21 protein-coding genes are annotated in these 25,974 nt (G+C 68.8%); 13 read left to right on the top strand and 8 right to left on the bottom strand.

All coding sequences use genetic code 11. The features are described 5' to 3' along the window. Positions 1-37 precede the first annotated feature (37 nt). From CVV76_RS05555 to CVV76_RS05545, 3 genes are read left to right on the top strand one after another with little or no spacing between them, the layout of a single operon-like run. A complete protein-coding gene (locus CVV76_RS05555) occupies positions 38-1,192 on the top strand; it encodes a hypothetical protein (RefSeq protein ID WP_102223638.1) in 1,155 nt (384 codons plus the stop codon). Between the two features lie 21 nt (positions 1,193-1,213). Next, complete coding sequence (locus CVV76_RS05550) at positions 1,214-2,599, top strand: FkbM family methyltransferase (protein WP_102223637.1); 1,386 nt, start codon at positions 1,214-1,216, stop codon at positions 2,597-2,599. Continuing rightward, entirely contained in the window at positions 2,596-4,497 is a 1,902-nt protein-coding gene (locus CVV76_RS05545) for a tetratricopeptide repeat protein (RefSeq protein WP_102223636.1), read from the top strand. Before CVV76_RS05550 ends, CVV76_RS05545 begins: the two co-directional genes overlap by 4 nt. 63 nt (positions 4,498-4,560) lie before the next feature. Here CVV76_RS05545 and CVV76_RS05540 read toward each other — a convergent pair whose 3' ends face one another. Beyond that, the gene (locus tag CVV76_RS05540; protein ID WP_233192727.1) at positions 4,561-5,238 is read right to left on the bottom strand and encodes an acyl-homoserine-lactone synthase; all 678 of its coding nucleotides are present in this window, start codon (positions 5,236-5,238) and stop codon (positions 4,561-4,563) included. 816 nt (positions 5,239-6,054) lie between these two features. On the opposite strand from CVV76_RS05540, the gene CVV76_RS05535 reads away from it, so the two are divergent. The 4 genes from CVV76_RS05535 to CVV76_RS05520 all read left to right on the top strand — a co-directional run bounded on the left by CVV76_RS05535 (position 6,055) and on the right by CVV76_RS05520 (position 10,929). Then, positions 6,055-6,891 (top strand): arginyltransferase, encoded by an 837-nt coding sequence (locus tag CVV76_RS05535; RefSeq protein ID WP_102223635.1) that lies wholly within the window; start codon positions 6,055-6,057, stop codon positions 6,889-6,891. A 316-nt stretch (positions 6,892-7,207) separates the two neighbouring features. Next, positions 7,208-7,819, top strand: coding sequence for a TRAP transporter small permease subunit (locus CVV76_RS05530; RefSeq protein WP_102223634.1), 612 nt, complete (start codon positions 7,208-7,210; stop codon positions 7,817-7,819). Further along, positions 7,816-9,525: a TRAP transporter large permease gene (locus CVV76_RS05525; RefSeq protein ID WP_102223633.1), complete on the top strand. Its 1,710-nt coding sequence runs from the start codon at positions 7,816-7,818 to the stop codon at positions 9,523-9,525. Before CVV76_RS05530 ends, CVV76_RS05525 begins: the two co-directional genes overlap by 4 nt. Before the next feature lie 198 nt (positions 9,526-9,723). Continuing rightward, the gene (locus CVV76_RS05520; RefSeq protein ID WP_408607875.1) at positions 9,724-10,929 is read left to right on the top strand and encodes a cytochrome P450; all 1,206 of its coding nucleotides are present in this window, start codon (positions 9,724-9,726) and stop codon (positions 10,927-10,929) included. Between the two features lie 48 nt (positions 10,930-10,977). On the opposite strand, the gene CVV76_RS05515 is transcribed toward CVV76_RS05520, so the two are convergent. Then, positions 10,978-12,006: a hypothetical protein gene (locus CVV76_RS05515; RefSeq protein WP_102223632.1), complete on the bottom strand. Its 1,029-nt coding sequence runs from the start codon at positions 12,004-12,006 to the stop codon at positions 10,978-10,980. Positions 12,007-12,213: 207 nt separating this feature from the next. On the opposite strand from CVV76_RS05515, the gene infC reads away from it, so the two are divergent. Next, positions 12,214-12,753 (top strand): translation initiation factor IF-3, encoded by a 540-nt coding sequence (gene infC, locus CVV76_RS05510; protein WP_102223631.1) that lies wholly within the window; start codon positions 12,214-12,216, stop codon positions 12,751-12,753. 186 nt (positions 12,754-12,939) lie between these two features. On the opposite strand, the gene CVV76_RS05505 is transcribed toward infC, so the two are convergent. Both CVV76_RS05505 and CVV76_RS05500 read right to left on the bottom strand, forming a co-directional pair. After that, positions 12,940-14,127 (bottom strand): MFS transporter, encoded by a 1,188-nt coding sequence (locus CVV76_RS05505; protein ID WP_102223630.1) that lies wholly within the window; start codon positions 14,125-14,127, stop codon positions 12,940-12,942. Positions 14,128-14,392: 265 nt separating this feature from the next. Beyond that, positions 14,393-15,499: a TRAP transporter substrate-binding protein gene (locus tag CVV76_RS05500; protein WP_102223629.1), complete on the bottom strand. Its 1,107-nt coding sequence runs from the start codon at positions 15,497-15,499 to the stop codon at positions 14,393-14,395. A 773-nt stretch (positions 15,500-16,272) separates the two neighbouring features. On the opposite strand from CVV76_RS05500, the gene CVV76_RS05495 reads away from it, so the two are divergent. The 3 genes from CVV76_RS05495 (at position 16,273) to CVV76_RS05485 (ending at position 19,355) form a co-directional block, all read left to right on the top strand. Continuing rightward, positions 16,273-18,000, top strand: a complete 1,728-nt coding sequence (locus tag CVV76_RS05495; protein ID WP_233192745.1) for an acetolactate synthase 3 large subunit — start codon at positions 16,273-16,275, stop codon at positions 17,998-18,000. A gap of 104 nt (positions 18,001-18,104) precedes the next feature. Beyond that, on the top strand, positions 18,105-18,665 hold the full coding sequence (ilvN, locus tag CVV76_RS05490; protein WP_102223628.1) for an acetolactate synthase small subunit: 561 nt from the start codon (positions 18,105-18,107) through the stop codon (positions 18,663-18,665). A gap of 264 nt (positions 18,666-18,929) precedes the next feature. Next, positions 18,930-19,355 carry a hypothetical protein gene (locus tag CVV76_RS05485; protein WP_102223627.1) on the top strand — a complete coding sequence of 142 codons (426 nt, stop codon included), beginning with the start codon at positions 18,930-18,932 and terminating at the stop codon, positions 19,353-19,355. A 93-nt stretch (positions 19,356-19,448) separates the two neighbouring features. Here CVV76_RS05485 and CVV76_RS05480 read toward each other — a convergent pair whose 3' ends face one another. Then, on the bottom strand, positions 19,449-19,877 hold the full coding sequence (locus tag CVV76_RS05480) for a hypothetical protein (RefSeq protein WP_102223626.1): 429 nt from the start codon (positions 19,875-19,877) through the stop codon (positions 19,449-19,451). 160 nt (positions 19,878-20,037) lie between these two features. Here CVV76_RS05480 and CVV76_RS05475 point away from each other — a divergent pair, with 160 nt between their 5' ends. Then, a complete protein-coding gene (locus CVV76_RS05475; RefSeq protein WP_332888529.1) occupies positions 20,038-20,883 on the top strand; it encodes a helix-turn-helix domain-containing protein in 846 nt (281 codons plus the stop codon). 126 nt (positions 20,884-21,009) lie between these two features. Here the strand turns inward: CVV76_RS05475 and CVV76_RS05470 are convergent, their stop codons facing one another. From CVV76_RS05470 to CVV76_RS05460, 3 genes are all read right to left on the bottom strand, one after another. After that, positions 21,010-22,527 carry a carboxypeptidase M32 gene (locus tag CVV76_RS05470; protein WP_102223625.1) on the bottom strand — a complete coding sequence of 506 codons (1,518 nt, stop codon included), beginning with the start codon at positions 22,525-22,527 and terminating at the stop codon, positions 21,010-21,012. Continuing rightward, positions 22,527-23,684, bottom strand: coding sequence for a heme A synthase (ctaA, locus tag CVV76_RS05465; protein ID WP_102223624.1), 1,158 nt, complete (start codon positions 23,682-23,684; stop codon positions 22,527-22,529). The genes CVV76_RS05470 and ctaA overlap by 1 nt, the downstream gene beginning before the upstream one ends. A 167-nt stretch (positions 23,685-23,851) precedes the next feature. Continuing rightward, positions 23,852-24,592, bottom strand: coding sequence for an RNA methyltransferase (locus CVV76_RS05460; RefSeq protein ID WP_102223623.1), 741 nt, complete (start codon positions 24,590-24,592; stop codon positions 23,852-23,854). A 254-nt stretch (positions 24,593-24,846) separates the two neighbouring features. On the opposite strand from CVV76_RS05460, the gene CVV76_RS05455 reads away from it, so the two are divergent. Beyond that, positions 24,847-25,830 carry a glucokinase gene (locus CVV76_RS05455; RefSeq protein ID WP_102223622.1) on the top strand — a complete coding sequence of 328 codons (984 nt, stop codon included), beginning with the start codon at positions 24,847-24,849 and terminating at the stop codon, positions 25,828-25,830. Positions 25,831-25,974: the final 144 nt, after the last annotated feature.

Below are 25,974 nucleotides of genomic sequence, written 5' to 3'. Positions count from 1 at the left end.
AGACAATTCTTGTAATTCTAGGGTTGCAGGACGGTTCATGAGGGGCCGATTCCACGGGACGCTTTCGATGACCCACCGCGCCGATGCCGTCGCCATATTCCTCGACGAAGAGGAACTCGGGCAGATGCTCGACGGCTGGCCCGAGGGGTTTCGCCTGGCGGTCTGCCTTGACGACGATGGCGGCTGCGCCTTTCTGGTGCACCACCGCGACGAGGACAGCCGCGTGCTTGCCCGGGTGGGCGAGGCGCTGAACCGGCCGGTGGGCGGCTTTGCCGTGGTCCCGGCGCGCGCCGGCCTGCCGACGCGGCGGATGCTGTTTTCCGAGGAACGCAAGCTGATGAGCCTTGTCGCCGAAAGCGCTGAGCTGCGCGAGAGTGCGGCGGATTACGCGCTGAACTATGCCTTCGCGACCGAGGAGGGGCTGGATGTCGAGGCGGTCGTTGCGGGGCGCGCCCGGCGCGCAGGCCCTGCCCGTCCTGTGCCCGTTGCCCCGGCCTCTTCTCCCGCGATGACGGCAATGGCCCGCCCGATCCGGCCGGAGCCGGAGGCGCCGCCGCGGTTCACCACGATCTCCGCCCCGGATCCAGCCCCCGCCCCCCGGCCTGCGCCGGCCCTCGCCCCGCTGCCTGCCGATCTTCCGCCCGGGTTCCACCCGCTCGCCCCCGCGGCGCGGCGTGCCTCCATCTTTGCCGATGCGCTGTTGTCGCTTGGTCGTTCGGGCGAGGTCTGGCTGACGATCGGCGCACCCCACCCCGGCGCCCCGGCGCTGCAGGTGACCGAGGTCTATTTCCGGGCCGACCTGCAAAGCTTTGCCATCCCGACCGCGGTGATTGCGGCGGAGGGGCCTCTGCCCGCCCGGCTCAGTCTCGCGGAAGAACTGCTGCCGGCCGCGCTGGTCGCCGCCCTGTCGCGGGCGCCGCAGCAGGTGCGGCTGACGGCCTCGGGCGCGCATCTCTTCGTGGGCCTCGCGCCCGGACGGACCGAACGGCCTGCTGTCCCGGCAGCACAACAGCCCCGCAACCTGGCCCCGCGCAACCTCCGCCGGCGGATCCTGCGCGGGGGGCTGGGCGGCGGCGCGCTGGCCGCGGCGCTACTGCTGGCGCTTCAGGTCGGGCTCTCGCCCGCATTCAGCGGCACCGACCATCCGCGGAAATCCCTGCGCGACGCGATCTTCGCGACGCTCGACAAGTGAGGCCGACAAGGTGAGACGCGCATGAAGCTTGGCATCGTCACCCCGATCGGCCCCGGCCATGGCGCGCTTTTCACCGAAAGCTGCCTGCCGTCGGTCCAGCGCGCCGCGGCCCACGACCTCGGGCCTTTCGACGAGGTGGTCCTGTTCCCGATGGACGACACGGAGGGGCGCCACGGCCGCTCCAACCGGCGCAACGCCGCGGTCCGTGACGCGCGGGCGCAGGGCATCGACTGGATCTTCTTCCTCGATGCCGACGACGTGTTGCCGCCCACCGCCTTCGCGGCCTTCGGGCGGGTGCTGGCAGGCAACCCGGCGCTTGATGCGGTCTTCGGCCTGATCTGCACGCTGGGACCGGAGGGAGAGCCGGAACTGCGCGAGGATCAGCCCGCAACCATCGACAGTTACGACGAATTCCTCTCGGTCGACCCGTTTCTTGCCGTGGTGATGGGCCATTTCGTGCGCTGCGAGGTGGCCGCCGCGATCCCGTTCGACGAGACGATGGATACCGGCGAGGATTATTTTTACTACACCCGGCTCTGGCGCGATTTCAGCTGCGTGAAGCGGCCCGAGATCCTTTACCTCGTGCGACGCGGCGCCCATTCCACGGGCCCGCGGAGCGCGACGGGGAAGGACTGGACCAAGGCGGTCGGGCGGCTGTGGGCCGAGGCGGTGGTCGCACACCCGCTCTGGGCCCGCATCAGCGACGACGGCGTGACCGCCGAGATGCGCGTCACCAATCCTCAGGACCTGATCCAGCGCCGCCACCTTGCCGGGCAATTCTTCGAGGCGGTGTCCCTGCGCCGGCTGAAGGGGCTGATCCGGCCCGGCGGCGTGCTGGTCGACGTGGGCGCCAATATCGGCAACCACGTGGTCTGGTACGCGCAGCACCTTGCCCCCCGTGCCGTTCTGCCGGTGGAGCCGAACCCCGCCGCGATCGACCTGCTGGAGGCCAACATCGCCCGCAACGGCATCGCGCACGTGATCGACCGGCGCGGGATCGGGCTGGGCGCGGGCCGGGCCGAGGGGCGGTTCCGCGCGGTGACCGACGACCGCGACAACCTGGGCGCCACGCGGCTGGTGCCCGATGCGCGGGGCGACCTGCATGTCGCCACGCTCGACACGCTGCTAGGCGGCCTGCGCGTCGACTTCCTCAAGATCGACGCCGAGGGGATGGAGCTCGAGGTGCTCGAGGGTGCGGCGGGCCTGATCGCGCGCGACCGCCCGGTGATCTGGGTCGAGGTGCAGCGCGCCAACATCCTGGCCTTCGCCCAGGGCTGGTGCCGGGCCAATGGCTACCGACTGGCCGACAGCATGCCCTACGTCCACACCATGGATTACTTTGCCGTGCCCGAGGATTTCGAGGGCCCGAGGCCGCCCCACACCCTGCGCGCGGAGGAACCCGCATGACGATGCAAGCGGCCCACCGTGCCGGTTCCGGAACCGCCGGGCAAGGCTCGGACCACCGCGCCCCCGATCTTCCCGCCGCCGACCTCGCGGCCGAGGCGGCGCGGATCTACGGTATCGACGGCCCCACCGCCCTCTCGCTGCACGCGGCCTATCTTGCGCTGCGCCGCCGCGATGGCGCCACCGCCACGCGCCACGCCGCCGAGGTGGCGCGCAGCCACCCCGATTGCCACCATGCCTGGGTCCTCTTGGGTCTCGTCGCGCTGGACCGGCACGAGGGGGACAAAGCGGAACGCTTCCTGACCGAGGCGGCGCGCTTCGCTCCGAAGGATCCCCAGGTGCTGGCGGGGCTCGGCAAGGCGCGAGTGCTGCTGGCCGATCCCTTCGGCGCGATCGGGCTGTTCACCGATGCGCTGCAACATGGCAGTACCGACCGCCCGATGATCCGCCTCTACAAGGACCTGATGGCCGAGATGCACCGCCTGCCCGAGGCCGCAGCGACCCTGGAGGCGGTGGCGCAGAGGATGCAGGACGGCGCGCTTTACCACATGCTTGCCGAGGTCTATCTGGCGATTGAGGATTTTCCTGCGGCAATCGCGGCTTACGACGCGGAATTCACACTTGACCCCGGCTCTGCCGACGCCCGCATCGGGCAGGTCAAGGCGGCGCTCTACCGTCACGACTTCGCCCGGGCCGAGACGCTGACTGCGGAACTCGGGGCCGAAAGCCCCGACATGGACGAGTTGCACAGCCTGCGGATGACCGCGCTGCGCAACCTCGGGCGCAACGCCGAAGCGCTGGCGATGCTCGACGCGCAGTACCAGAGCCCGCTTTACTACAAGCGCGCCCTCGGCGTGGCGGCGCATGTGCATCTCGACCTTGGCGACCGCCGCGCGGCGGGGCATGCCTTCCGCGCCGCCGACGCCCTGACCGATGCCGAGGCGATGTGGTCCGGGCGCGCCTACGGTACCTTCCTGCTGGCCGAGGGCCGCCATGCCGAGGCCGTCGCCTTCTACGCCCGCCGCCAGCCCGAGGAGAACCGCGCCAAGATCCCCTACGGGGCCTCCTCCCCCGAGGCGCTGGCGACCACCGGGCAGCTTTTCGTGATGCAGGAACAGGGGATCGGCGATCAGTTCGCGCTGCTGCCGCTGATCGCCCGGGCACCGGTGGCCCCGGGCGCCCGAGTGACCTTCGTCGGCGATCCGCGGATGGGGCCGGCACTGGCCGGCAACCGGCTGGGGCTGGACTTCCTGCCCGAAGACGCCTTCGCCCCGGAGGTTCGCGCGCGCGGAACCACGCTTTTCGTCGGCGACCTCGTGCGTTACCTGCCGGCCGAGGCGCCGGCGCCCCCGCTGGGCGGCTATCTTTCGGTGGATGCCGCGCGGGTGGCGCGGCTCAGGCGATCCTACCTCGACCGGGCGCTCGGTGCGCCGGTGGTGGGGCTTGCCTGGCGCTCGGGCGACCGGCTGACCGGCTGGCACCGCAGCCTGCCGCTGCCCGAGCTTACCGCCCGGCTTCCGCGCGGCGCGCTGGTGGTCAACCTGCAATACGGCGATTGCGCGGAGGAGATCGCCGCTGCGACGGCCCTGCGCCCCGACCTCACCTTCTTGCAGGACGGAGCCATCGACCAGATGGCCGATCTCGCCGGGTTCCTCACGCAGATCGCGGCGCTCGACCGGATCGTGACGATCGACAACACCACCGCCCATGCCGCGGGCGCATTGGGGCATCGCGACACCCACGTCCTGTTGCCGGCGGGGGCCGAATGCATGTGGTATTGGGGCCGCACGGGCGCCCGCGATCCGTGGTACGGCAACCTCACCCTTCACCGCCAGGCACGGCCCCGCGACTGGAGCGCGCCGCTCGCGGCGGTCGGGGCGCTGTTTGGGGGCATGGCCTGAACCAGGGGACCGGCCGGATCGCCCCGGAGGGAACAGCGTCTGTCACCCCGGCGACACCTGCCCTCAGGCGACGCGCAGGTCTTCCACCGGCATCTCGTAGGTGGTCTTCATCAGCGCGGCCTGCACCTTGTCGCCGTCGATGATCATAGGCGGGCCGACCGGCGTCGCGCTCATCCCCAGCCGCGACATCCAGCGGCGAAAGACGGCCGGGACGATCCCGATCACGTGGTCGGCGCCCTCGGCCCGGGCGCCGTCCGCCATGGCGTGCAGCAGCAGCGCGTTGATCCGCATCCGCCGATCCGCCGGCACCGAGGGCACGACGAAGAGACGCGTGGCCTCCCAGATCTTGTCGTCCTGCGGGGCGTCGAAAAACAGCACGTCATAGGGCAGCCCGTCGAGCAGGCCAAGCTGGGCGTCGCGGATCATGTAGCTGTGCGCGCCGCATTGCGCAGTGGTCGGCGCGATCCGGACACCTGCGAGGATCTCGCCGTATTCGTGCAGAACGATCCAGCGCGCCTTGGGCGTGTCGTACTGGTCGAACTCCATGCCGTTCTCTTCCGGCAGGTGCCAGCCCTTGTGGTCGATAAAGACCTCCTTGCGGGCGCGCAGGTAGTTGATGAAGAGGTCACCCTTCTCGTGCATGTTCGAGAACGACAGCACGGTGCGGTTGACGTGCGGGTCCGGCCGGGCGTCGCGCCCGCGCGCAACGGTACCGGTCAGCCGCGACATCCGGCGCGTCACCGCGTTTCCGGACCGGGACGGTGCCCCGAACGCGCCGCTCACACGCGACGTGTGTGCGGCGATGATGTCCTGTTGCGGCTCGAGTTGCGGGAAGACGCTGCTTCCCTTCGTCGGTTTCAGGTTCTCAAGGACCCCCACAAGTCCCTCCATTTCGGTTCGCAAACAGTACTGGCCAGATGCGGAACAAGCCCCGGTCGGAACCCGTACCCCTGAACGATGGCCCTTCTGGCGGGAAGGTCGTGCCCTTCTGGCCGACAACATTGCGGGCCCTGCCCGCGTCACTCACAAGCGGCGACACTTTGAAAGCAACAACGCGATGGACGGTAGACATCCGTTGACCATCTGGCAACAATCCACCTCAATTCCGCCCCGTAACCGCCTAGGTTGTGACATAAAATCCCCGTTCCGCCGGCCATTTGGCGCGACTTTGGCAAGTGACCATACGTCAACTCTCCCCCGCCAAGACGCCGGCACGTACGCCGCATGACGCAGGGGGCCACCGGAACGACCGGACGCAACCATTGAGAGAATCATGATTTGTGACCGCACCATGGACGTGCGCGCAACGAAAGTCCCGCGGCAAAGCCACGCCACCGCCGGGCCGGCGATCGGCTGCCGGAGCGGTGGGGCCGGATCCGGGCGGCGGAGGGAGGGGGCGTTCATGGCCCGGGAACAATTGCCCGGCGTCGCGGGGTGCCTCCGGAGGCCCGGGCGGGCGGATCTGACGTCGCGTGCGCTCAGTTCGGGGCTTGGCGGGACGTCCGGCGCTTGTTACCCTCGCACGACGCGCCCATTTCCCTTTTCGCAGTCCATGCCATGCGCCATACCCTGCCCCTTGCGCCCCAGTTCTACGTGACGGCCCCGCAGCCCTGCCCCTATCTCGACGGGCGGATGGAGCGGAAGCTATTCACCGCGCTGCAGGGCGACCGGGCCGAGGTGCTGAACGACGCACTGTCGAAGCAGGGCTTCCGGCGCTCGCAGAACGTGCTTTACCGGCCGTCCTGCGCGGAATGCTCGGCCTGCCTCTCGGCGCGGATCCGGGTCGCGGATTTCGAGCCATCGCGCAGCCAGACCCGCACGCTGAAGCGCAACAGGACGCTCCGGCGCGAGGCGACCAGCCCCTGGGCGACCGAAGACCAGTTCGCGCTGTTCCGCCGCTACCTCGACAGCCGGCATGCCGACGGCGGAATGGCCGACATGGACATCTTCGAATTCGCCGCGATGATCGAGGAAACGCCGGTGCGGTCGCGTGTGGTGGAATACAGCGCCCCGCCCGAGGACGGTGGGCGCAGGCGCAAGCTGACTGCGGTCTGCCTGACAGACGTCCTCGATGACGGGCTGAGCATGGTCTATTCCTTCTACGACCCGGAACAGGAAAAGCGCAGCCTCGGCACCTACGTGATCCTCGACCACGTGGCGCTGGCGCGCGAGGCGGGGCTGCCCTACGTCTACCTCGGCTACTGGGTGCCGGGCAGCCGCAAGATGGGCTACAAGGCGAACTTCTCGGCGCTGGAGATCTATAAGGATCACCGCTGGCAGCCGATCGGCGACCCCGAGAGCCATTCCTCCGAACTCCACCCGCTGTCGGTCGACCCGATCGCCGAACAGGTGGCGCGGATCTCGCTGCCAGACAGCCTGCCGCGGCGCGGCTGACCCCCTTCACCACGCGCCGCGCGGGCCCTGCGGGACAGCCCCGGACGTTGCGAGACAAGACCACCCGACGCCCCCCCCGGAAGACCCACGGAAGGCGCCGCTCAAGGGCGCGGCATCTGCCCGTTTTCCGACCACGAACCCCCTTTGGGTGCAGGCGTTTTTGCCACTGCACCCGCGACGCAGCGTCCGGTTCCCCGGGGCCGTGGCCAGCAGAGTTGACGCATTATCCCCTTTTCGACATAGGTGATCCGCCCGGAGCGTGCGCCAACCCACGCGCATCCGGGGGGAGAAGAGAAGTATAATAAAGGGGAATACAATGGGGGGACTCCTCGCGTTTTCACGCGGCATCGACCGCGTGAACGCGGCGATCGGCAAGTTCGTGGGCTGGCTGATCCTGCTCGCGATCCTTGTCAGCGCCGTCAACGCCACCGTCCGCAAGGTCTTCGACGTTTCGTCCAACGCCTGGCTTGAACTGCAATGGTACCTGTTCGGCGCCGCCTTCATGGGCGCCGCGGCCTATACGCTGCAACAGAACGAACACATCCGCATCGACATCGTCTACGGCCTGTGGAAGCGCCGTCGGCAGCACTGGATCGACCTGATCGGCCACGTCCTGTTCCTGCTGCCCTTCACCGTGCTGATGATCGTCTACCTCACGCCCTGGGTCATGCTGTCCCTGCGGTCGGGCGAGATGTCGACCAATGCCGGCGGGCTTATCCTGTGGCCGGCCAAGTCGTTCCTGCTGATCGGTTTCGTCCAGCTGTTCTTTCAGGCGATCTCGGAGATCATCAAGAAGGTCGCCGTGATGCGCGGCCTGATCGAGGATCCCTCCCCCTTCGTCTCGTCCCACGACGCGGCCGAGATGGAGGGCGCCGCGTACCTTGAGGGCCACGACATCGAAGCCCAGCAAGAGGAGATCCGCAAATGATGGAGCTGATCGCCTCGAACATGGCGCCGATCATGTTCGCCTCGCTCGTGCTGTTTCTGCTGTTCGGCTATCCGGTGGCGTTCTCGCTGGCGGCGAACGGCCTGCTGTTCTTCGCCCTGGGTGTCTGGCTCGCGCCGATGTCGGCGGGGACCATCACGCTGGACTGGCCGCTTCTGGCCTCGCTGCCCTACCGCTTCTGGGGGGTGATGCAGAACGAGACATTGCTCGCCATTCCCTTCTTTACCTTCATGGGGATCGTGCTGGAACGATCGGGCATGGCCGAGGATCTTCTGGACACGATCGGCCAGCTGTTCGGCCCGATCCGCGGCGGTCTTGCCTATGCGGTGATCGTGGTCGGCGCGCTTCTGGCGGCCACCACCGGCGTCGTCGCCGCTTCGGTCATCGCGATGGGGCTGATCTCACTGCCGATCATGATGCGCTACGGTTATGACCGCCGGGTCGCCACGGGCGTGATCGCGGCCTCGGGCACGCTGGCGCAGATCATCCCGCCGTCGCTGGTGCTGATCGTGCTGGCCGACCAGCTGGGCCGGTCGGTCGGCGACATGTACAAGGGCGCGCTGATCCCGGGGCTGATCCTGTCGGGGATCTACCTGCTCTACGTGCTGGTCGTGTCGATCGTGAAACCCTCGTGGGTGCCCGCCCTGCCCAAGGAGGCGCGTACGCTGGGATCCGGCGTGACCTCGCTGCTGGTGGCGGTGGTGCTGACGGTGGCGATGGCCTGGGGCTTCATCCACTGGCTCACCCCAACCCATGGCGACAATGCCGACATCCTGGGCGCGGGTGCCGCGGTGCTGGTGATCTACGTGGCGGCGCTCGCCGACCGCAGGCTGAAGATCAACCTGATGAGCCACCTCGCGCAGGAGGTGATCATGGTGCTGATCCCGCCGCTTGCGCTGATCTTCCTGGTGCTGGGCACGATCTTCCTCGGCGTGGCGACGCCGACCGAGGGCGGCGCGATGGGGGCTGTCGGCTCGCTCGCGCTGGCCGCGGCCAAGGGGCGACTGAACCTGACGGTGGTGCGGCAGGCGCTGGCCTCGACCACGCGGCTCTCGGCCTTCGTGATGTTCATCCTGATCGGCGCGCGGGTATTCTCGCTCACCTTCTACGGGGTGAACGGGCAGGTCTGGGTGGAGCATCTGCTGACCTCGCTTCCGGGCGGACAGCTGGGCTTCCTGATCGTGGTGTCGCTCCTGGTGTTCGTGCTGGCCTTCTTCCTCGACTTCTTCGAGCTGGCCTTCATCATCATCCCGCTTCTCGCCCCCGCGGCCGAGAAGCTGGGGATCGACCTGATCTGGTTCGGCGTGATCCTGGGTGTGAACATGCAGACCTCGTTCATGCACCCGCCCTTCGGCTTCGCGCTGTTCTACCTGCGGTCTGTGGCGCCCAGGGGCAAGTACCAGGACCGCGTGACGGGCCAGTGGATGGACGGGGTGAAGACCTCGCAGATCTACTGGGGCGCGGTGCCCTTCGTGGGGATCCAGGTTCTGATGGTCGCGATCGTGATCGCGTTCCCCTACATCGTCACCCATTACAAGGGAAAGCCGATCGACCTGAAGGACGTGAAGATCGAGATCCCGAAGATGCCGGGCCTTGGCGGCCTGGGCGCCCCGGGATCGCCCGGATCCGGCGGGGTGGGAACGCCGAACTTCGGGATCCTGAACAAGGCGCCCGGAAGCGGGAACTGAGCCTTGCGGGAGATCATGGGAACCGGCGGCCTTCGGGTCGCCGGTTTTTTTGTGGCGCACCAAGTCTGGGACGGGGGCTGGTTCCTGGCGGGACGAAAAGGGGGGCGCTCCCCCCCCCGCCGCGCCGGGGGCGCGTCTTCGCCCGGAGTATTTTCGCCAAGATGAAAAGGATTGCATCCGCTCCGGCCCCGGGGCTTCATGCCCGCCATGAAGGACCAGCTTCCCCGCATCTCGCAATCGCCGGTGGCGCCTGACTTCGTGCAGGACCCCTATGTTTTCTACGACCGTGCCCGAGCGCTGGGAAAGCTGGTCTGGTGGGACGAGTACGACATGCCCTGTGCGGTGGGACATGCGGCGGTGAACGCGATCCTGCGCGACCGCCGCTTCGGCCGCCCGCCGCCCGAGCGCGTACCGGCGCCGGCGCACCTGGCGGCCTTTCACGCCCTCGATGACCTCTCGCTTCTGGAGCTGGAGCCGCCGGCGCACACCCGGCTACGCAAGCTGGTGCTGCGGGCTTTCACCACGGCGCGGATCGCGGCGCTGGAGCCAGAGATCGCGGCGCTGTCGCACCAGCTGATCGAAGCCCTGCCCGAAGGCGGCTGCGACCTGATCCCCGCCTTCGCGCAAAGATTGCCGGTGATCGTTATCGCCCGGCTTCTGGGCGTGCCGGAGGAGCGCGCGGGCGACCTGCTGCGCTGGTCGAACGCCATGGTCGCGATGTACCAGGCCAGACGCGACCGGGCGCTCGAGGATGCCGCCGCAAGCGCCGCGGCGGAGTTCGCTTCCTTTATCGACGCGGTGATCGAGGCGCGCCACGCGGCGCCCCGGGACGACCTTATCTCGCATCTCAACGCGGCACGCGACGCGGGGGAGCAGCTGACGCGGGCCGAGAAGATAGCCACCTGCGTGCTGTTGCTGAACGCCGGGCACGAGGCCACGGTGCACACGCTGGGCAACGGGGTGAAGGCGCTTGTGGAGACCGGCACGCAGGCCGCGCTTTCCCCCGACCGCGTCGACGGCACGGTCGAGGAAATCCTGCGCCACGACCCGGCGCTGCATCTCTTCACGCGCTACGCCTATGACGACATCGAGGTGATGGGCCGGACCGTGCCGCGCGGCGCGCGCGTCGCCTGCCTTCTGGCCGCCGGGAACCGCGATCCCGGACCGTGGGAAGACCCCGCCCGCTTCGACCCGTCCCGCCCGGTCAGGCCGCACCTGAGCTTTGGCGCGGGGTTGCACTTCTGCCTTGGCGCGCCGCTTGCCCGGCTTGAGCTGCGCATCGCCCTGCCGATCCTGTTCGCGCGGCTGAAGGGGCTGCACCTGCGGGGCACCCCGCGCTATGCCAACCTCTACCACTTCCACGGGCTCGAGGCGCTGAAGGTGGGCTACGACAAGAGCGCCTGAGGGGCCGCCGTCGGGAGGGCCTGCACGGGGAAGCGTCAGGGGAGGAGGTCAGGGGCTTGCGTTGCTTCCGGCCCCCGTCGACGGGGCCGCCTGCCCTGCGCCCGCGACCTGCGACGCGGCGGCGGCCGCGCTGGCAACAGCCGCGTCCGCGTCACCGGTCAGGGCCCGGGCCGCGGCACCGGCAAGGGCGGCGGCATCGCCGGCAAGTCCGCCCGCTGCCGTCGCCGTTCCCTCCGCCGTCCTGCCGGCCGCGCCGAGGACCGTCCCCGCGCCTGCGGCCACCGCGGCATCCTTTGCCGCGGCCGAGGCATCCTGTGCCGCGCTATCGGCCGCATCGGCCGCAGCCCGGGCCGATGCGGCTGCGGCACCGGCTCCCGAACTGGAACTGGCATCGGTGGATTGCGATGCTCCTGCGGCGCGCGACCCACCCTGCCCGGTGCCGTCGCTGGCCCTTGCCCGGGCGCCGTCGGTGCCCGCAGTCGAAGTTTTCGAACCGGAGGCGGCCTTTGGCGCGGATGCCACCTGCGATGATGCGGCTGCTGCGGCCTTCGGCTGCGCCGCGGCGACGACCGCAGCCGCCGCCGCGCGGGCGGCAAGGGCAGAGTCCCGGGCCGCCGTCGCGGCGGCATCCGCCGCGGTCCTGGCCGCAGCGGCGACCGCCCGCGCCGCGGCAGTTCCGGCGCCGGTTGCCCCCGCAGCGGCCTGCGAAGCCGCCTTGGCCGCCCCGGTCGCGGCCTGCGCCGCGTCGTCCGCCGCGCTGGTCGCCCTGCGCGCCGCGTCTTGGCTGCCCGCGCCAGTCCCGCCACCGGAACCGTCACTGTCCTCCTGCCCCGCCTGTGCGGCTTCAGCGGCGGCCTGCGCCGCGGCCCCGGCGGCCCGGCGTGCGGCGGCCGCGGCCCGCTCGGCCGCCTCGCCCGCCGATTCGAGCGGGCTCGGGCGGGTATCGGACGGGCCGGTCCGGTCGGCCGCGGTCTCGTGGGGCGGAAAGCGGATCGGCGCGGGTTGCAACGCCTGCCAGGCGGCGAGACCCAGAATCAGGGCAAGCGCCGCCGCGGCGGGAAGGATGTTCCGGTTCATCGCTCGACTCCGTTGGCGGCCCGCGCCGTTCCAGGTTGCGCAAGCAATCTAGGCAGCGCGGTCGGCACCGGGAAGAACACGCCCCCGCGCAGGCAATGACATGTCCGTGCGCGCGATGGCGAAGCGCTTGCGCCCGAAACCAGTTGAAACCCGCGCGTCACAGGACTATTTTCTCGCGCACCGCAATATCCCGAAAGGAGCACCACCATAGCCCGCAGACCGCACAACGCCCCGCCGACCCGCGACACCGGACCGCGCGTCAACGACCGTATCCGCGCTCAGGAGATTCGCCTGATCGGCGCGGACGGCGAGAACGTCGGTGTGGTGCCCCCCTCGCGCGGCATGGCCCTGGCCGAGGAAGCCGGCCTCGATCTCGTCGAGATCTCTCCGAACGCGACGCCGCCGGTCTGCAAGATCATGGACTTCGGCAAGTTCAAGTACGAGCAGCAGAAGCGTGAGGCCGAGGCCCGCAGGAAGCAGAAGACGATCGAGATCAAGGAGATCAAGTTCCGCCCCGGGACCGATACCCACGATTACGACGTCAAGATGCGCTCGGTGCTGAAGTTCCTGGAAGAAGGCGACAAGGTGAAGATCACGCTGCGGTTCCGCGGTCGCGAGATGGCGCACCAGGAGCTGGGGATGGATCTGCTCAACCGCGTCGCAAGCGACGTCGCCGAAGTCGGCAAGGTCGAGAACATGCCGAAGCTGGAAGGCCGGCAGATGGTGATGATGATCGGCCCGCGCTGACCGTCGCACCCTGTCCGATACCGTGAAAGCCCCCCGCGTGGGGGCTTTTTCATGCCCGGCTGCGAAAGCGCGCGGTCGGGGCCGGGTCAAATTCCTTGAGAAGGAATTTGCAAAACTCTTTCGAAGAGTTTTGCGTCGCGCGGCGGGGGAGACCGCGCGCCTCCCCGGTCGCATGGGGCGCCTCCCTCAGGCCGCGCGCGCGGCCTGGTGTGCCCACAGTCGCAGCGCGACCACGAACCCCGCTCCGGCGGCGATCGCCCCGGCCAGGAAGACGCTGGGATAGCCGGCGCGATCGGCCAGCACCCCGGCCAGCGGCCCGGTCAGGCCATACGCCAGATCCTGGAATGCGGCAAAGGCGCCGATCGCCGTGGCCCGCAGGTGCCCGGGCACCAGCTGCACCACCTCGCGCCCCATGGCCGGGTAGATCATCGAGCAGCCGGTGCCGGTGAGGAAGGCCCCGACCAACGCCACCGTCGGATCCCCCGCGCCCCAGACAAGCACCTGCCCGACGGTTTCGACTGCCAGCGAGACGATCGCAACCTTCAGGCCACCGATGCGGTCCGGCAGGTGCCCGAACAGCAGCCGGACCAGCACGAAGCCGCCACCGAAGGCGCTGAGCCCGAGGCCCGCATGCGGCCAGTCGCGGGCCAGGAATGCCAGCGTGAAGAAGGCGCCGATCGCTGCGAAGCCGATGCCCTGAAGGCAGATCACCAGCCCGTGGCGCCAGATCCGGCCCAGCACGCGGCGGAACGGCGGGCGCTCGGCATCGGGATGCGGCGCCACGCCGGTCAGCGGCCAGATCGCCAGCAGCCCCAGCGCCGGAAGGGCGGCAGCGACGGCCATCAGCCCGCCGAAGCCGATCCGCGCCATGACGGCAAGGCCAAGCGGCGCGCCCACCGCAAGCGCGCCGTAGATCGACGCACCGACCAGCGCCAGCACCCTGCCCGACCGTTGCGGCCCGACGAGACCAAGGCCCCAGCCGATCACGCCGACCGCGACGAGGCTCTCGCCCAGCCCGATCAGCAGCCGCCCCGCCAGCAGCGCCGAGAAGGCGCCCCAGGTCCCGGCAAGGTTCAGCCCGGCCGCAAGCGACGCCAGCGCGCCCGCCAGATAGAGCACGAGCCCGCGGACGACCGCGGCCTTGGCACCGCGCCGGTCGGCCAGCGTTCCGGCCGGCCCGCGGCTGAGGATGGTGGACAGGAAGGCGACGCCGACGGCCAGCCCGGCCAGCACGTTGTTCAGGCCAAGGCTCTGCGCGACGAAGACCGGGACGGTCGACAGCGCCATCGCGACACAGAGGTATGAGAGGAAGAGGATCGAGACCAGAAGCAGCAGGCGCGCCTCGGCAGGGTCTCGGAACGGACGGGATCGCATTCGGAACTCCGGTTCTTCCCGCCGGCACAAGGAACGAAAAAACGCACCTCGACCCAGCGGATCGTTGGTGCGTTGCTTGACGTTAGACGCTTACGGCCGGATGTCCCGACCCCGATTGCGTATCGCCCGCCGCGCCCCATGTCAACCGGAGCGACGCGGGGCAGCCCCTTCCCGCGGCCCCTCCCCGCGGCACCGCCGGGCCCCCGGCATGTGCAAAGGCCCCGGGGGTTTCCCGGGGCCTTCGTCATTCCGCAGCCGTACAGGCTCAGAGTTTGCCGGCGTTGTCCATCTGCATCATGAACGTGTCGAAGTTGTATTCCGACAGCTGGGTCCAGAGGAACGACTCGCGCATGAAGGCGCGCTGGCTGTCGAACATCGTCTTGAAGTCGGCGTTCTGCGACGACAGGTCGGCGTACATCTTGTTCGCCACCTCGAAGGCCGCCTGCATGATCTCGGTCGAGAACGGGCGCAGCTTGGTGCCCTGCGCCACGAGACGCTTCAGTGCCGCCGGGTTCTTCATGTCGTAGGCGGCCATCATGTTCTGGTTCGCCGCCGCGCTCGCGATCTCGAGCACTTCCTGGTACTGCTTCGGCAGCGCGTTGAACTTGTCGAGGTTGAACATCGACGAGACGGTCGGACCGCCTTCCCAGAAGCCCGGGTAGTAGTAGTAGGGCGCGACCTTGTAGAAGCCGAGCTTCTCGTCATCGTAGGGGCCGACGAATTCCGCCGCGTCGATCGTGCCCTTTTCCAGCGCAGGGTAGATGTCGCCACCGGCGACCTGCTGCGGCACGGCGCCGAGACCGGCCATCACCTTGCCCGCGAGGCCGGCGATGCGGAACTTCAGGCCCTTCATGTCGTCGGGGGTGTTCACTTCCTTGCGGAACCAGCCGCCCATCTGGGCGCCAGTGTTGCCGCAGGGATAGCCCTGGATCTTGTTCTTGTTGTAGAAGGCGTTGGTCAGCTTCAGCCCGTCGCCCTGGTAGTACCAGGCGTTCATCTGGCGGAAGTTCGGGCCGAACGGCACGGCCGTCGGCAGCGCCCAGGCGGCATCCTTGCCCCAGTAGTAATAGGCGCAGGTATGGCAGCCCTCGACCGTGCCGGCCTGGGTCGCGTCCAGCGCCTGAAGGCCCGGGACGATCTCGCCCGCGGCGAAGACCTGGATCTTGAACTTGCCGTCGGTCAGCGCGCTGACCTGCTCGGCCATGTATTCCGCGCCGCCGTAAATCGTGTCGAGCGATTTCGGAAACGACGAGGTCACGCGCCAGTTCAGCTTGGGTGCTTCCTGCGCGATGGCCGGGGCTGCGAGCGCGGTGGCACCGGCAGATGCCACGCCACCGATCGCGGCCTTGGTCAGAAATGAACGACGATCCATAGGGTTCCTCCCATACACAATGTATCTCAAGCCATGTGCGGGTGTTCTCCCCGACATCTGGGCCATGGGCGCTTTTTGCACACCAATCTTCACCTGTCCAGCATCACGCAATCGTCACTGTGGAAGGGTTGCAAAACCTTAACACCGCAATGTGTTGGCGCCGGAAATTGAAGCAGATGCCCAAGCCACGCGCAACGCCTCCGGGACGGCGCGCGCGCCTCCACCGCGCCCTCGTCGCCGCCCCTGTCGCCGTCCCTGTCGTCGCGTCCGTCACCGCCCCCGTCACCGACTGCCCCTCCATTTCGCCTCGGTCCGGGCGAAACCGCCCTCGAACGATCCCGAGGCGGAGAATATATTTCCGTTAATTTCATGAAACCTCACGCCGACGCAAGAAATCGTAAGACATAGACTTTCTCACGACATTTTCCGCCGCGTTTTGCGCTTGACGCATCCGGCGGGCGCGCCTAGTGTCGCCGCCGTACAGCGAAGGGGCCGATCCGTGGCGAAGCTTGTGGTAATTTTGGGGACATGGTGCATGGGCCGGTAACGGAACCCCAGATCTACCCCCATGCGCCCCCGACCAAAACTCGGGGGCTTTTTGTTGCGCAGGGGTCCCTTGCGTGACGCGGTGAAAGCGAGACGAGGCGGCCGCGCGGGCGGCGGAGGATGGAAAGATGACGAAGGCGATGACGGGCGCGATGCCGGCAGGCGCGAAGACGGCAGCCAAGGCAGGGGCCAAGGCGGGCGGGCCGCGCATGATGAGCGGCGCGAAGATGGTGCTTCAGGCGCTGCGCGACCAGGGGGTCGAGGTGGTGTTCGGCTATCCGGGCGGCACGGTGCTGCCGATCTACGACGAGATCTTCCAGCAGAACGACATCCGCCACATCCTCGTCCGGCACGAGCAGGCCGCGGTCCACATGGCCGAAGGCTACGCCCGGTCGACCGGCAAACCCGGCGTCGTTCTGGTGACCTCCGGCCCCGGAGCGACCAACGCGGTCACCGGCATCACCGACGCGCTGATGGATTCGATCCCGCTGGTCGTGATCTCGGGCCAGGTGCCCACATTCCTGATCGGTACCGACGGCTTTCAGGAGGCCGACACCATCGGCATCACCCGCCCCTGCACCAAGCACAACTGGCTGGTGAAGGACACCTCTCGGCTGAGCGAAACCATCCACCAGGCCTTTCACGTCGCCACGGCCGGGCGACCGGGCCCCGTGCTGGTCGACATCCCGAAGGACGTGCAATTCGCGACCGGCCCCTACATGCCGCCCGGCCAGGCCAGGACCGACAATTACCGCCCCCGCGTGAAGGCCGACCCCACGGCCGTCGAGGCGCTGGTCGAGATGATCGAAACCGCCGAGCGGCCGGTGCTCTATACCGGTGGCGGCGTGATCAACTCGGGCCCGGAGGCGACGCGCCTGCTGCGCGAGCTGGTGGAGGTCACCGGTTTTCCGATCACCTCCACCCTGATGGGGCTGGGCGCCTACCCGGCCTCCGGCAAGAACTGGCTCGGGATGCTTGGCATGCACGGCCTTTACGAGGCCAACCTTGCGATGCACGGCTGCGACGTGATGATCAACATCGGCGCGCGGTTCGACGACCGGATCACCGGACGGGTCGCCGATTTCAGCCCCGGCTCGCGCAAGGCGCATATCGACATCGACCCCTCCTCGGTCAACAAGATCATCCATGTCGAGCTGCCGGTCATCGGCGACGTCGCCCATGTGCTGGAGGAGGCGCTGGCGCTGTGGCGCGCGCGCGGTTCCAGGATCAACGCCGAGGCCGTCCGCCGCTGGTGGGCGCAGATCGAGGACTGGCGGCGGGTCAACTGCCTCGCCTACCGGAACTCGGACAAGGTGATCAAGCCGCAGTACGCCCTGCAGCGCCTGCAGGCGCTGACCGAAGGCATGGACCGCTACATCACCACCGAAGTCGGCCAGCACCAGATGTGGGCGGCACAGTTCCTCGGCTTCGAGGAACCCAACCGCTGGATGACCTCGGGCGGGCTTGGCACCATGGGCTACGGTTTCCCGGCCTCTATCGGGGTGCAGGTCGCCCACCCGGAGGCGCTGGTGATCAACGTCGCGGGCGAGGCCTCGTGGCTGATGAACATGCAGGAGCTGGGCACCGCGATGCAGTTCCGCACCCCGGTCAAGCAGTTCATCCTCAACAACGAGCGTCTCGGCATGGTCCGGCAATGGCAGGACCTGCTGCATGGCGGACGCTATTCGCAATCCTGGTCGGAAAGCCTGCCCGATTTCGTCAAGCTGGCCGAGGCCTTCGGCGCCAAGGGCATTCAGGTGTCGGACCCTGCCGATCTGGACGATGCGATCCGCGAGATGATCGCCCATGACGGGCCGGTGGTGATGGACGTGCTGGTCGAGAAGCACGAGAACTGCTTCCCGATGATCCCCTCGGGCAAGCCGCACAACGAGATGCTGATGGGCGAGGACAGCACCGAAGGCGCGATCACCGGAGAGGGCGGCGCGCTGGTCTGAGCGGTCGGACGCGGGGGTTTCACACCCCCGCACCCGCCGTATCCGCGGGGGTTTCACACCCCCGCACCCCCGTGGAGTATTTCAGCCAAGATGAAAGACGGATCATGTCTGCACTGAACATCAAGAAGGGCGCGACCTCGCATTCGGCCTATGACCTTCGGGCCTCCTATTCCGAGGTGATCGAGACCCACACGCTGGCCGTGCTGGTGGACAACGAGGCGGGCGTGCTTGCCCGCGTGATCGGGTTGTTTTCCGGGCGCGGGTACAACATCGAGAGCCTGACCGTCGCCGAAGTCGATCACGAGGGGCATCTGAGCCGGATCACCGTGGTGACCTCCGGCACGCCGCAGGTGATCGACCAGATCAAGGCGCAGCTGGGCCGCATGGTGCCGGTGCACGAGGTGCACGACCTGACCGCCGAGGGACCGGCGGTACAGCGCGAGCTGGCGCTCTTCAAGGTCACCGGACAGGGCGACGCGCGGGTCGAGGCGCTGCGGCTGGCGGATATCTTCCGTGCCAGCGTGGTGGACACGACGCTGGAAAGCTTCGTCTTCGAGATCACCGGGACGGCCGAGAAGATTGATGCCTTCGCCGACCTGATGCGGCCGCTGGGTCTGCGCGAGATGGCGCGGACCGGGGTGGCGGCGCTGGCGCGCGGGGCCTGAGCGTCGCGCCCCAGGGGCGGAACCGCACCGCAGTCGCCGGCAGCAAAAGCGGCAGCGGCAGCGGCAGCGGCAGGCGCGGCATGCCCATGGGAATTGTTGCCTCGTGTCAAATAGGTGTGACGGCGGGCGCGGGAGCTTTTGACATTTCCCGCTTTCCGGCTATCGCTGGATCACGCCGGTTCCATTCCTGACTTTCCGGGGCGCGGCGGGCTTCTGGCGGTGGCCCGCGGCGCGGGCGGCGCCGCCCAATGAAAGGTAATCGGAATGCGGAACGTTTTCCCGAAGGTCGTTCTGTGCGCCAGCGCGGCGCTGGGTCTTGGCCTGATGGCCCTGCCCGCCGCGGCTGCGAACACCGTGATGCAGGAATGCTCCACCCAGTACAAGGCGGACAAGGCCGCCGGCAAGCTGAAGGCCGGCGAGACCTGGAAGAGCTATTATTCCTCCTGCGCCAAGTCGATGAAGAAGGCCGAAAGCGCCACCCCGCCGGAACCGGGCTCGAAAGCCGAAAAAGCCGCCCAGAAGAAAGCTTCGGGCGAGAAGAAGGCGCCGACGGCTGCGCAGCTCGCCGCCCGCAAGCGCATCAAGGAATGCGGCGCGATGTGGCAGAAGGACAAGGCGGCCGGCAAGATCAAGGCAGGCGAAACCTGGCCCAAGTACTGGCACAGCTGCAGCGAGAAGCTGAAAGGCTGAGGCAGGCCGCCTGAGCACGGCGGATGACGGGGGCGCCCGCCGCCCGCCAAATCCTGGCCTGCCGCAGCGCCCTCTCGCACCGACCTTGGTGCGTCAGCCTCCTGCGGCCAGCCTGAGATAGGGCGCCCGCCCCTGACCAAGCCCCGGCCCCTGCCGCGCCCCCCCTGACGGCGGCAAGGCACCAAGCGACACGCGGGGCGGCGGAACCGCCGCCCTGGCATCGACGCCGCCTGCGCCGCCCGCCGCTGCCGCCTCGTGCAGGGCACGACCGGCACCGGGGAAGCGGCCCCTCTCGATCAGCCGCACGGTATGGGCGATCCGCGCCGGGGCATCCTCCTCGCCCGCGAAGGTCGCCACCTCGTGGCCCACCGCGAAGGCGACCAGGTCGCCGACGTCGGGAAAGGTGCCGGAGGGCATCACGATGTCCTCGCCACCGCGCGTGAAGGCAAGCGGCCCATTGTCGTCGCACCAGAGCAGGAGCCTGCGGCTTTCAGCGCATCTCCAGATCACAATTCCGATCATGGTAACCTCTCAACCCCGCCCCCTCTGAATCTAACGTCGCGGGGCGAGAGGACCGAAGTGGAAGCTTGCCCTAACGGGCAGGATTTTTGTGTCGCTCCCCCTCGATTTTCGCACCAAACAGCGTCACACTGACGCCAATCAGCGTCACGGGAGGATGAGCGTGCAACCTGGCGGAGATCGGCGCATCACAGGCACCGCCGAAGGTGGCGCCACCCTGGAATCGCGCCCGGCTGAGCTAAGGGCGATCTTCGGCCAGAACCTGCGCCAGCTGGCTGCGCGGGCCGAGTCGGTGAGCGCGCTGTGCCAGCGGCTGGAGATCAACCGCACCCAGTTCAACCGCTACCTTTCGGGCGAGACCTTCCCCCGCCCCGACGTGCTGCACCGGATCTGCAGCTACTTCGGCGTCGATGCCCGCATCCTGCTGGAGCCGCTGGAAGACCAGAGCCCCGGGCCGGGCGCCTTGCTGGGCGGGGCTCTGGGGTCGCTGGTGCTGGATGCGCACGACTTCCGGGTCGACACGACGCGGCTGCCGGACGGGCTCTACCGGTTCTGGCGCAATTCCTACAATTTCCCCGACCGGGTGATCGCCGACATGTGCCGGATCTACACGGTGGGGGGGATCACGCTGTTCAAGGGGTACGAACCGCCGAACCCGATGCAGAGCCGCGCCGCCCTGCCCTCGCCGCACCAGTCGATCTATCACGGCGTGTTCCTTCAGCACGACGACGGCGTGTCGCTCTATTGCGCCACGCGCGGGGCACGGATGGTGTCGATCGGGTTCTTCGAATATGCGTTGGGGGGGCTGCCGGATTACCTTGGCGGGATCTCGTTCCTGACGCGGCGGCGGATCCAGGGGATGCGGCGGCTGACCTTCGCAGTGCTGGAACGGCTGCCGCGCGACATGGGCGCCTGCGTGGCGGCGGCGCGGGAATGCGGGCTGAAGAAGCCGGCGGAAGTGCCGGTCAAGATCCGCGACCTGCTGGCCACCGTCCCACCCTCGATCTGAGCGCCCTACCCGATCGCGCCCCCAACCGCGACATGCGACACGTCAGCCGAGGCGCACTGCCCCTTTCATTGTTCTCCAAATACGCAGCCGACGGCGCCGAACCGCGGCGCCGCCGGGCAGACGCACCTACAGCTTGTAGATCTCGGCGAACTTGATCTCGAGGTAGTCGAGCAGCGGGCCCTCGTCCGGCTCGAAGCCGCAGGCGCGGCGGATCGTGTCGCGGGGCGTGTAGAGGCCGCCGTGGCGCTGCAGGTTCTCGCGCAGCCATTCCGTTGCGTGGGTCGCCTCGCCCCGTGCCAGCGCCTCGTCGACGCCTTCCACCTCTTCGCGCAGCGCGCGGTTCAGGCAGCCGGCGTAGACATTGCCGAGCGCATAGGTCGGGAAGTAGCCGAACAGCCCCAGCGACCAGTGCACATCCTGCAGCATGCCATGCGCCGGCTGGTCGACCTTGACGCCGAAATCGCGCTCGAACCGGGTGTTCCAGGCTTCCTCGAGGTCGTCCACCGCCAGCGTGCCCGCGATCATCTCGCGCTCCAGCCCGAAGCGGAGCATGATGTGCAGGTTGTAGTGTACCTCGTCCGCCTCGGTCCGGATGAAGCCCGAGTTCACGCGGTTCACCGCACCGTGGAAGGCATCCGCATCGCCGACCGACAGCGGCCCGAACGTCTCGGTCATCTGGTCGTAGAGCCAGCCGGTGAAGGGCCGCGAGCGGCCGAGCTGGTTCTCGTAGATCCGGCTCTGGCTTTCGTGCACCCCCATGGAGACGCCGGCCCCCAGCGGGGTCAGCAGGTAGTCGGGGTCGACCCCCTGTTCATAGCAAGCGTGGCCGGTCTCGTGGATCGCAGCGTAGAGACAGTTGAAGGGCTCGGCCTCCACCACCCGGGTGGTGATCCGCGTATCGGTGCCCGACCCCGAGGAGAACGGGTGCACCGAAAGGTCCATCCGGCCGCAGTTCCAGTCGTAGCCGAAGGCCGAGGCCAGCTTGCGCGCCACGCGCATCTGCCCGTCCGCCGGGAAGTGGCCCGAGAGATCCCGGGGCTGGTGATCTGCCCCCATCACCGCCTCGCGCAGCGCGACGAGGCGAGGGCGCATCCGGTCGAACATCGCGCCGAGAGAGGCGGCACTCGCCCCCTCCTCGTAATCGTCGATCAGCGCATCGTAAAGCGCCTCGGGCCCGTCGCCATCTGCCAGGGCGGCGGCCTGTTCGCGGCGCAGCTCCACCACCCGGCGGAGCGTCGGCAGGAACATCGCGACATCGTTGGCCGACCGCGCCTCGGCCCAGCGGCCCTGCGCGACCGAGGTGGTGCGCGCAAGCTCGATCGCAAGCTTGGCGGGCACCCGGGTCTGGCGCTCGTAGGTGCGGCGGATGTGGCGCAGGTAGGCGGTTTCTTCCTCGTCCGAGGGGGTCGCCTCCTCCAGCCAGTCGCCGATCCGGGGATCGGTGCGGCGGGCATGCAGCACGCCTTCCAGCGCGCCGATCTCCTCGCCCCGCTGTTCGGCGGCGCCGCGCGGCATCATGGTTTCCTGGTCCCACTCGAGGCGCCCGGCGATCTGGCCCAGGGCCTCGGTGTCGCGCTGGTAGGCCATGAGCGAATTCATCGCCGAATTCGAGGCGGAGTTCTTTCCGGTGGTGGCGTCAGACATCAGGCGGTTCCTTTCCGGATCGACCCCAGCCGGGGGTATTGTGCAAGGTTGCGGGCGCGGATCGCCAGCGCCCAGAGGATGATCGCCCCGAACTGGTGGACGATGGCGATGTGCAGGGGCGCGGCATAGAGCGCGGTAAAGATCCCCAGGGTCATCTGCACCAGCCCCCAGCAGGCCGCGACCAGAAAGGCCCTACGCACCGAGGCATGGGGCGACTTCCGCGCCACGTAGGCGCAGATCCACAGGAAGATCACCAGGATGTAGCCCATCATGCGGTGGTTGAACTGCACCAGCCCCGCGTTCTCGAAGAAGGCAAAGAACCAGCGGCCGTTGGCGACCTGGAAGGCATCGGCGGGGAAGAACCGCCCGTTCATGTCGGGCCAGGTGGGGAAGTAGCGCCCGGCATCGATCCCCGCGGTCAGCGCACCCAGCATGAGCTGGATGAAGACGAGGATCATCAGGATCGTGCCCAGCGTCATCATCGTCTCGGAGCGCGCACGGCGGGCCTGGATCAGCTCGGCCTCCTTGCGGCCCAGAAGCAGGATGTACCAGGCCGTGAAGCCCAGGATGATGAAGGCGATGCCAAGGTGGGTGGCAAGGCGATAGGAGGCCACGGCGATCATCCGCCCGTGCAGGCCCGAGGACACCATCCACCAGCCGATCGCGCCCTGCAGGCCGCCAAGGACGCCCAGCCACAACAGGCGCCTTGTATAGCCCGCGGGGATGCGCCGGGTCAGCCAGAAGAACAGGAAGCCAAGGCCCCAGACCATGCCGATGGTACGGCCGAGGTTGCGATGCGACCATTCCCACCAGTAGATGAACTTGAACTGGCCAAGGGTCATGCCCTTGTTCTGGATCAGATATTGCGGCGACTGCTTGTACAGGTCGAACTGGTGCTGCCAGTCGGCCGCGTTCAGCGGCGGCAGCGCCCCCATGATCGGGTTCCATTGGGTGATCGAGAGCCCGGAATCTGTCAACCGGGTGAGGCCGCCCACCGCGACCATCGCCATCACCATGGCGAAGATCACCATCAGCCAGATCCGGATCGCCCGGCGCGCGCCCTTGGGGCGGCCCGCCTCGATCATCCCGCCCTTCGGCGCGGCTTTCGGCGCGCCCTCGGTGGTGACCTCCTCGAAGATGCTGCGGTTTCCGGCCATCAGAGCCCTCCTTCTCGGCCCGTCGGGGCCAGTCGACACACCGTCACGGGCCCACCGTCACGGGCCATGATCACGGGCCCATCATAACGGGCCATCTCCACGGGCGCGCGGACACTAGGGCGCCGCCGCCCCGTCCGCAAGGGCGCGAGGCGCCGCAGGCCGGCCGCTCAGCCGCCCGCGCCCGGGCCCCGACGCAGGATCTGGCGCAACATTCCGTGAAGCATCTGCACATCGGCGCGGGTCAGATCCAGCCGCGACCACATGTTGCGCAGGTTCATCCGCATGTTGGCGGCCTTGGCCTCGGGGAAGAAGAACCCCGCGTCATCCAGCGCCGCCTCGTAGCGGTCGCCCAGTTTCTCGATCTCGATCGCCTCGGCGAAATCGGTGCCCTCCAGCCCGCGCCCCGCGTCCGGCGCCATGCCCTGCCGCGCCAGCTCATAGGCCACCAGCAGCACGCATTGCCCGAGGTTGAGCGAGGGGAACTCCGGGTTCACGGGCACCGTGATGATCGCGTTGGCCAGCGCCACGTCCTCGTTCTCCAGCCCGGCGCGCTCGGGGCCGAACATCAGGCCCACGCGCTTGCCCTCGGCCATCATGGCGCGGGCCTCGGCCATGGCCTCCTCTGGGCTCAGCACGGGCTTCGTCAGCCCCCGCACCCGCGCCGTGGTGGCAAAGACATAGTGGCAATCGCCGATCGCGCCCTGCACGTCGTCGTAAAGCCCCGCCGCGTCCAGAACCCGCCCCGCACCCGAGGCCATCGCCGATGCCTTGGGGTTCGGCCAGCCGTCGCGCGGCGCCACGATCCGCATCCGGTTCTGGCCGAAATTCAGCATCGCGCGCGCCGCGGCGCCGATGTTCTCGCCCATCTGCGGGCGCACGAGGATGAAGGCAGGCTGTATCGCGTCCATGAACCCCTCCGGCAGGCAACGCGCCCCCATACGCCGCCCCCGCCCCGCACGCAACCGCCACAGGCCCCCGGAAACGCCCCGACAGAGACCCCGGAAAGCGCCCAAGGTGCCCCCTCCCTGTCTTCATTGTTCCCCAAATACGCGCGTCACGACGCAAGTCACCCCCCGGACGCCCGGCAAGGGCACCCCGGGCCCCGCCTTGCTCTCCTCCCTGAACCCGCCTATCACCCGGTAAAACCGCCGGAGGAGCCCGCATGCCCGACCTCGCGCCCGACCGCTATGTCCTGGTCGCCGACATCGGCGGCACCAATACCCGCGTCGCCCTGGCCGAGGGGGTGTCGATCCTCAAGGAGACGATCCGCCGCTTCCGCAACGCCGATCATTCCGGGCTGGAAGAGGTGCTGACGACCTACCTCGCCGATGCGGGCTCCGGAGGAGGCTCCGGTGGGGGCGCCGTCGATTGCGCGGGCGCCTGCATCGCGGTGGCCGGGCCGGTGCGCGACGGCGCGGCCAGCCTGACCAACCTCGACTGGTCGATGGACGGCGCGCTGCTGGCGCGGGCGACAAGGGCCGAGCGGGTGGCGATCCTGAACGACCTGCAGGCGCAGGGCCATGCGCTGGGGCAGCTGGGCCCCGGCGCGCTGCGCACCATCCTGCCCGGCGCCCCCGCAAAACCCGACGCGGCGCGGCTGGTCGTGGGGGTCGGCACCGGGTTCAACGCGGCGCCGGTGCACGTGACCCCGGTCACGCGGATCGTGCCGCCGGCCGAGGCCGGGCACATCACCCTTCCGGTGCGCAGCGCGGCCGACCTCGCCCTGGCCGAGGCGCTTGGCGCCAGGCATGGCTTCGCCAGCGTCGAGGATGCCCTCTCGGGCCGCGGGGTCGAGGCGGTCTACGCCTTCACCTCGGGCGGGCAGCGCAAGACCTCGGACCAGATCATGGAAGCGCTCGAGGACGGGTCGGACCCCGCCGCGCTCGAGACCGCGACGACGATCGTGCGCCTGTTCGGCGCGGTGGCGGGCGATCTTGCGCTGCAGCACCTGCCCTTCGGCGGCATCGCGCTCTGCGGCGGCATGGCGCGGGCCTTCGCACCGCATCTCGAACCGCTGGGCTTCCTCAAGGCCTTCACCGACAAGGGCCGGTTCTCGGAGTTCCTCAAGGGGTTTCCGGTCCAGGTGATCGAGGACGATTACGCCGCGCTGACGGGCTGCGCCGCCTATCTGGCCTCCCAGGGCTGAGGGGCTTCCCGGGGCCCGGAAGACACGGCGGCCGGGAAGACGGTGGCCCGGAAGACGGTGACCGGAAGACGGTGACCGGGCGCGCGCCCGGCCATCGCGCCGCCCTGCGGCGGCGCGCCCCGGGTCGCGCCCTCTCAAACGCCC

It is taken from the genome of Acidimangrovimonas sediminis (assembly GCF_002871005.1).
In the GTDB taxonomy this organism is placed as follows: Bacteria; Pseudomonadota; Alphaproteobacteria; order Rhodobacterales; family Rhodobacteraceae; genus Acidimangrovimonas; species Acidimangrovimonas sediminis.
The sequence above is the reverse complement of the archived record's forward strand: the minus strand, read 5'-3'. Positions and strand labels throughout refer to the sequence as shown.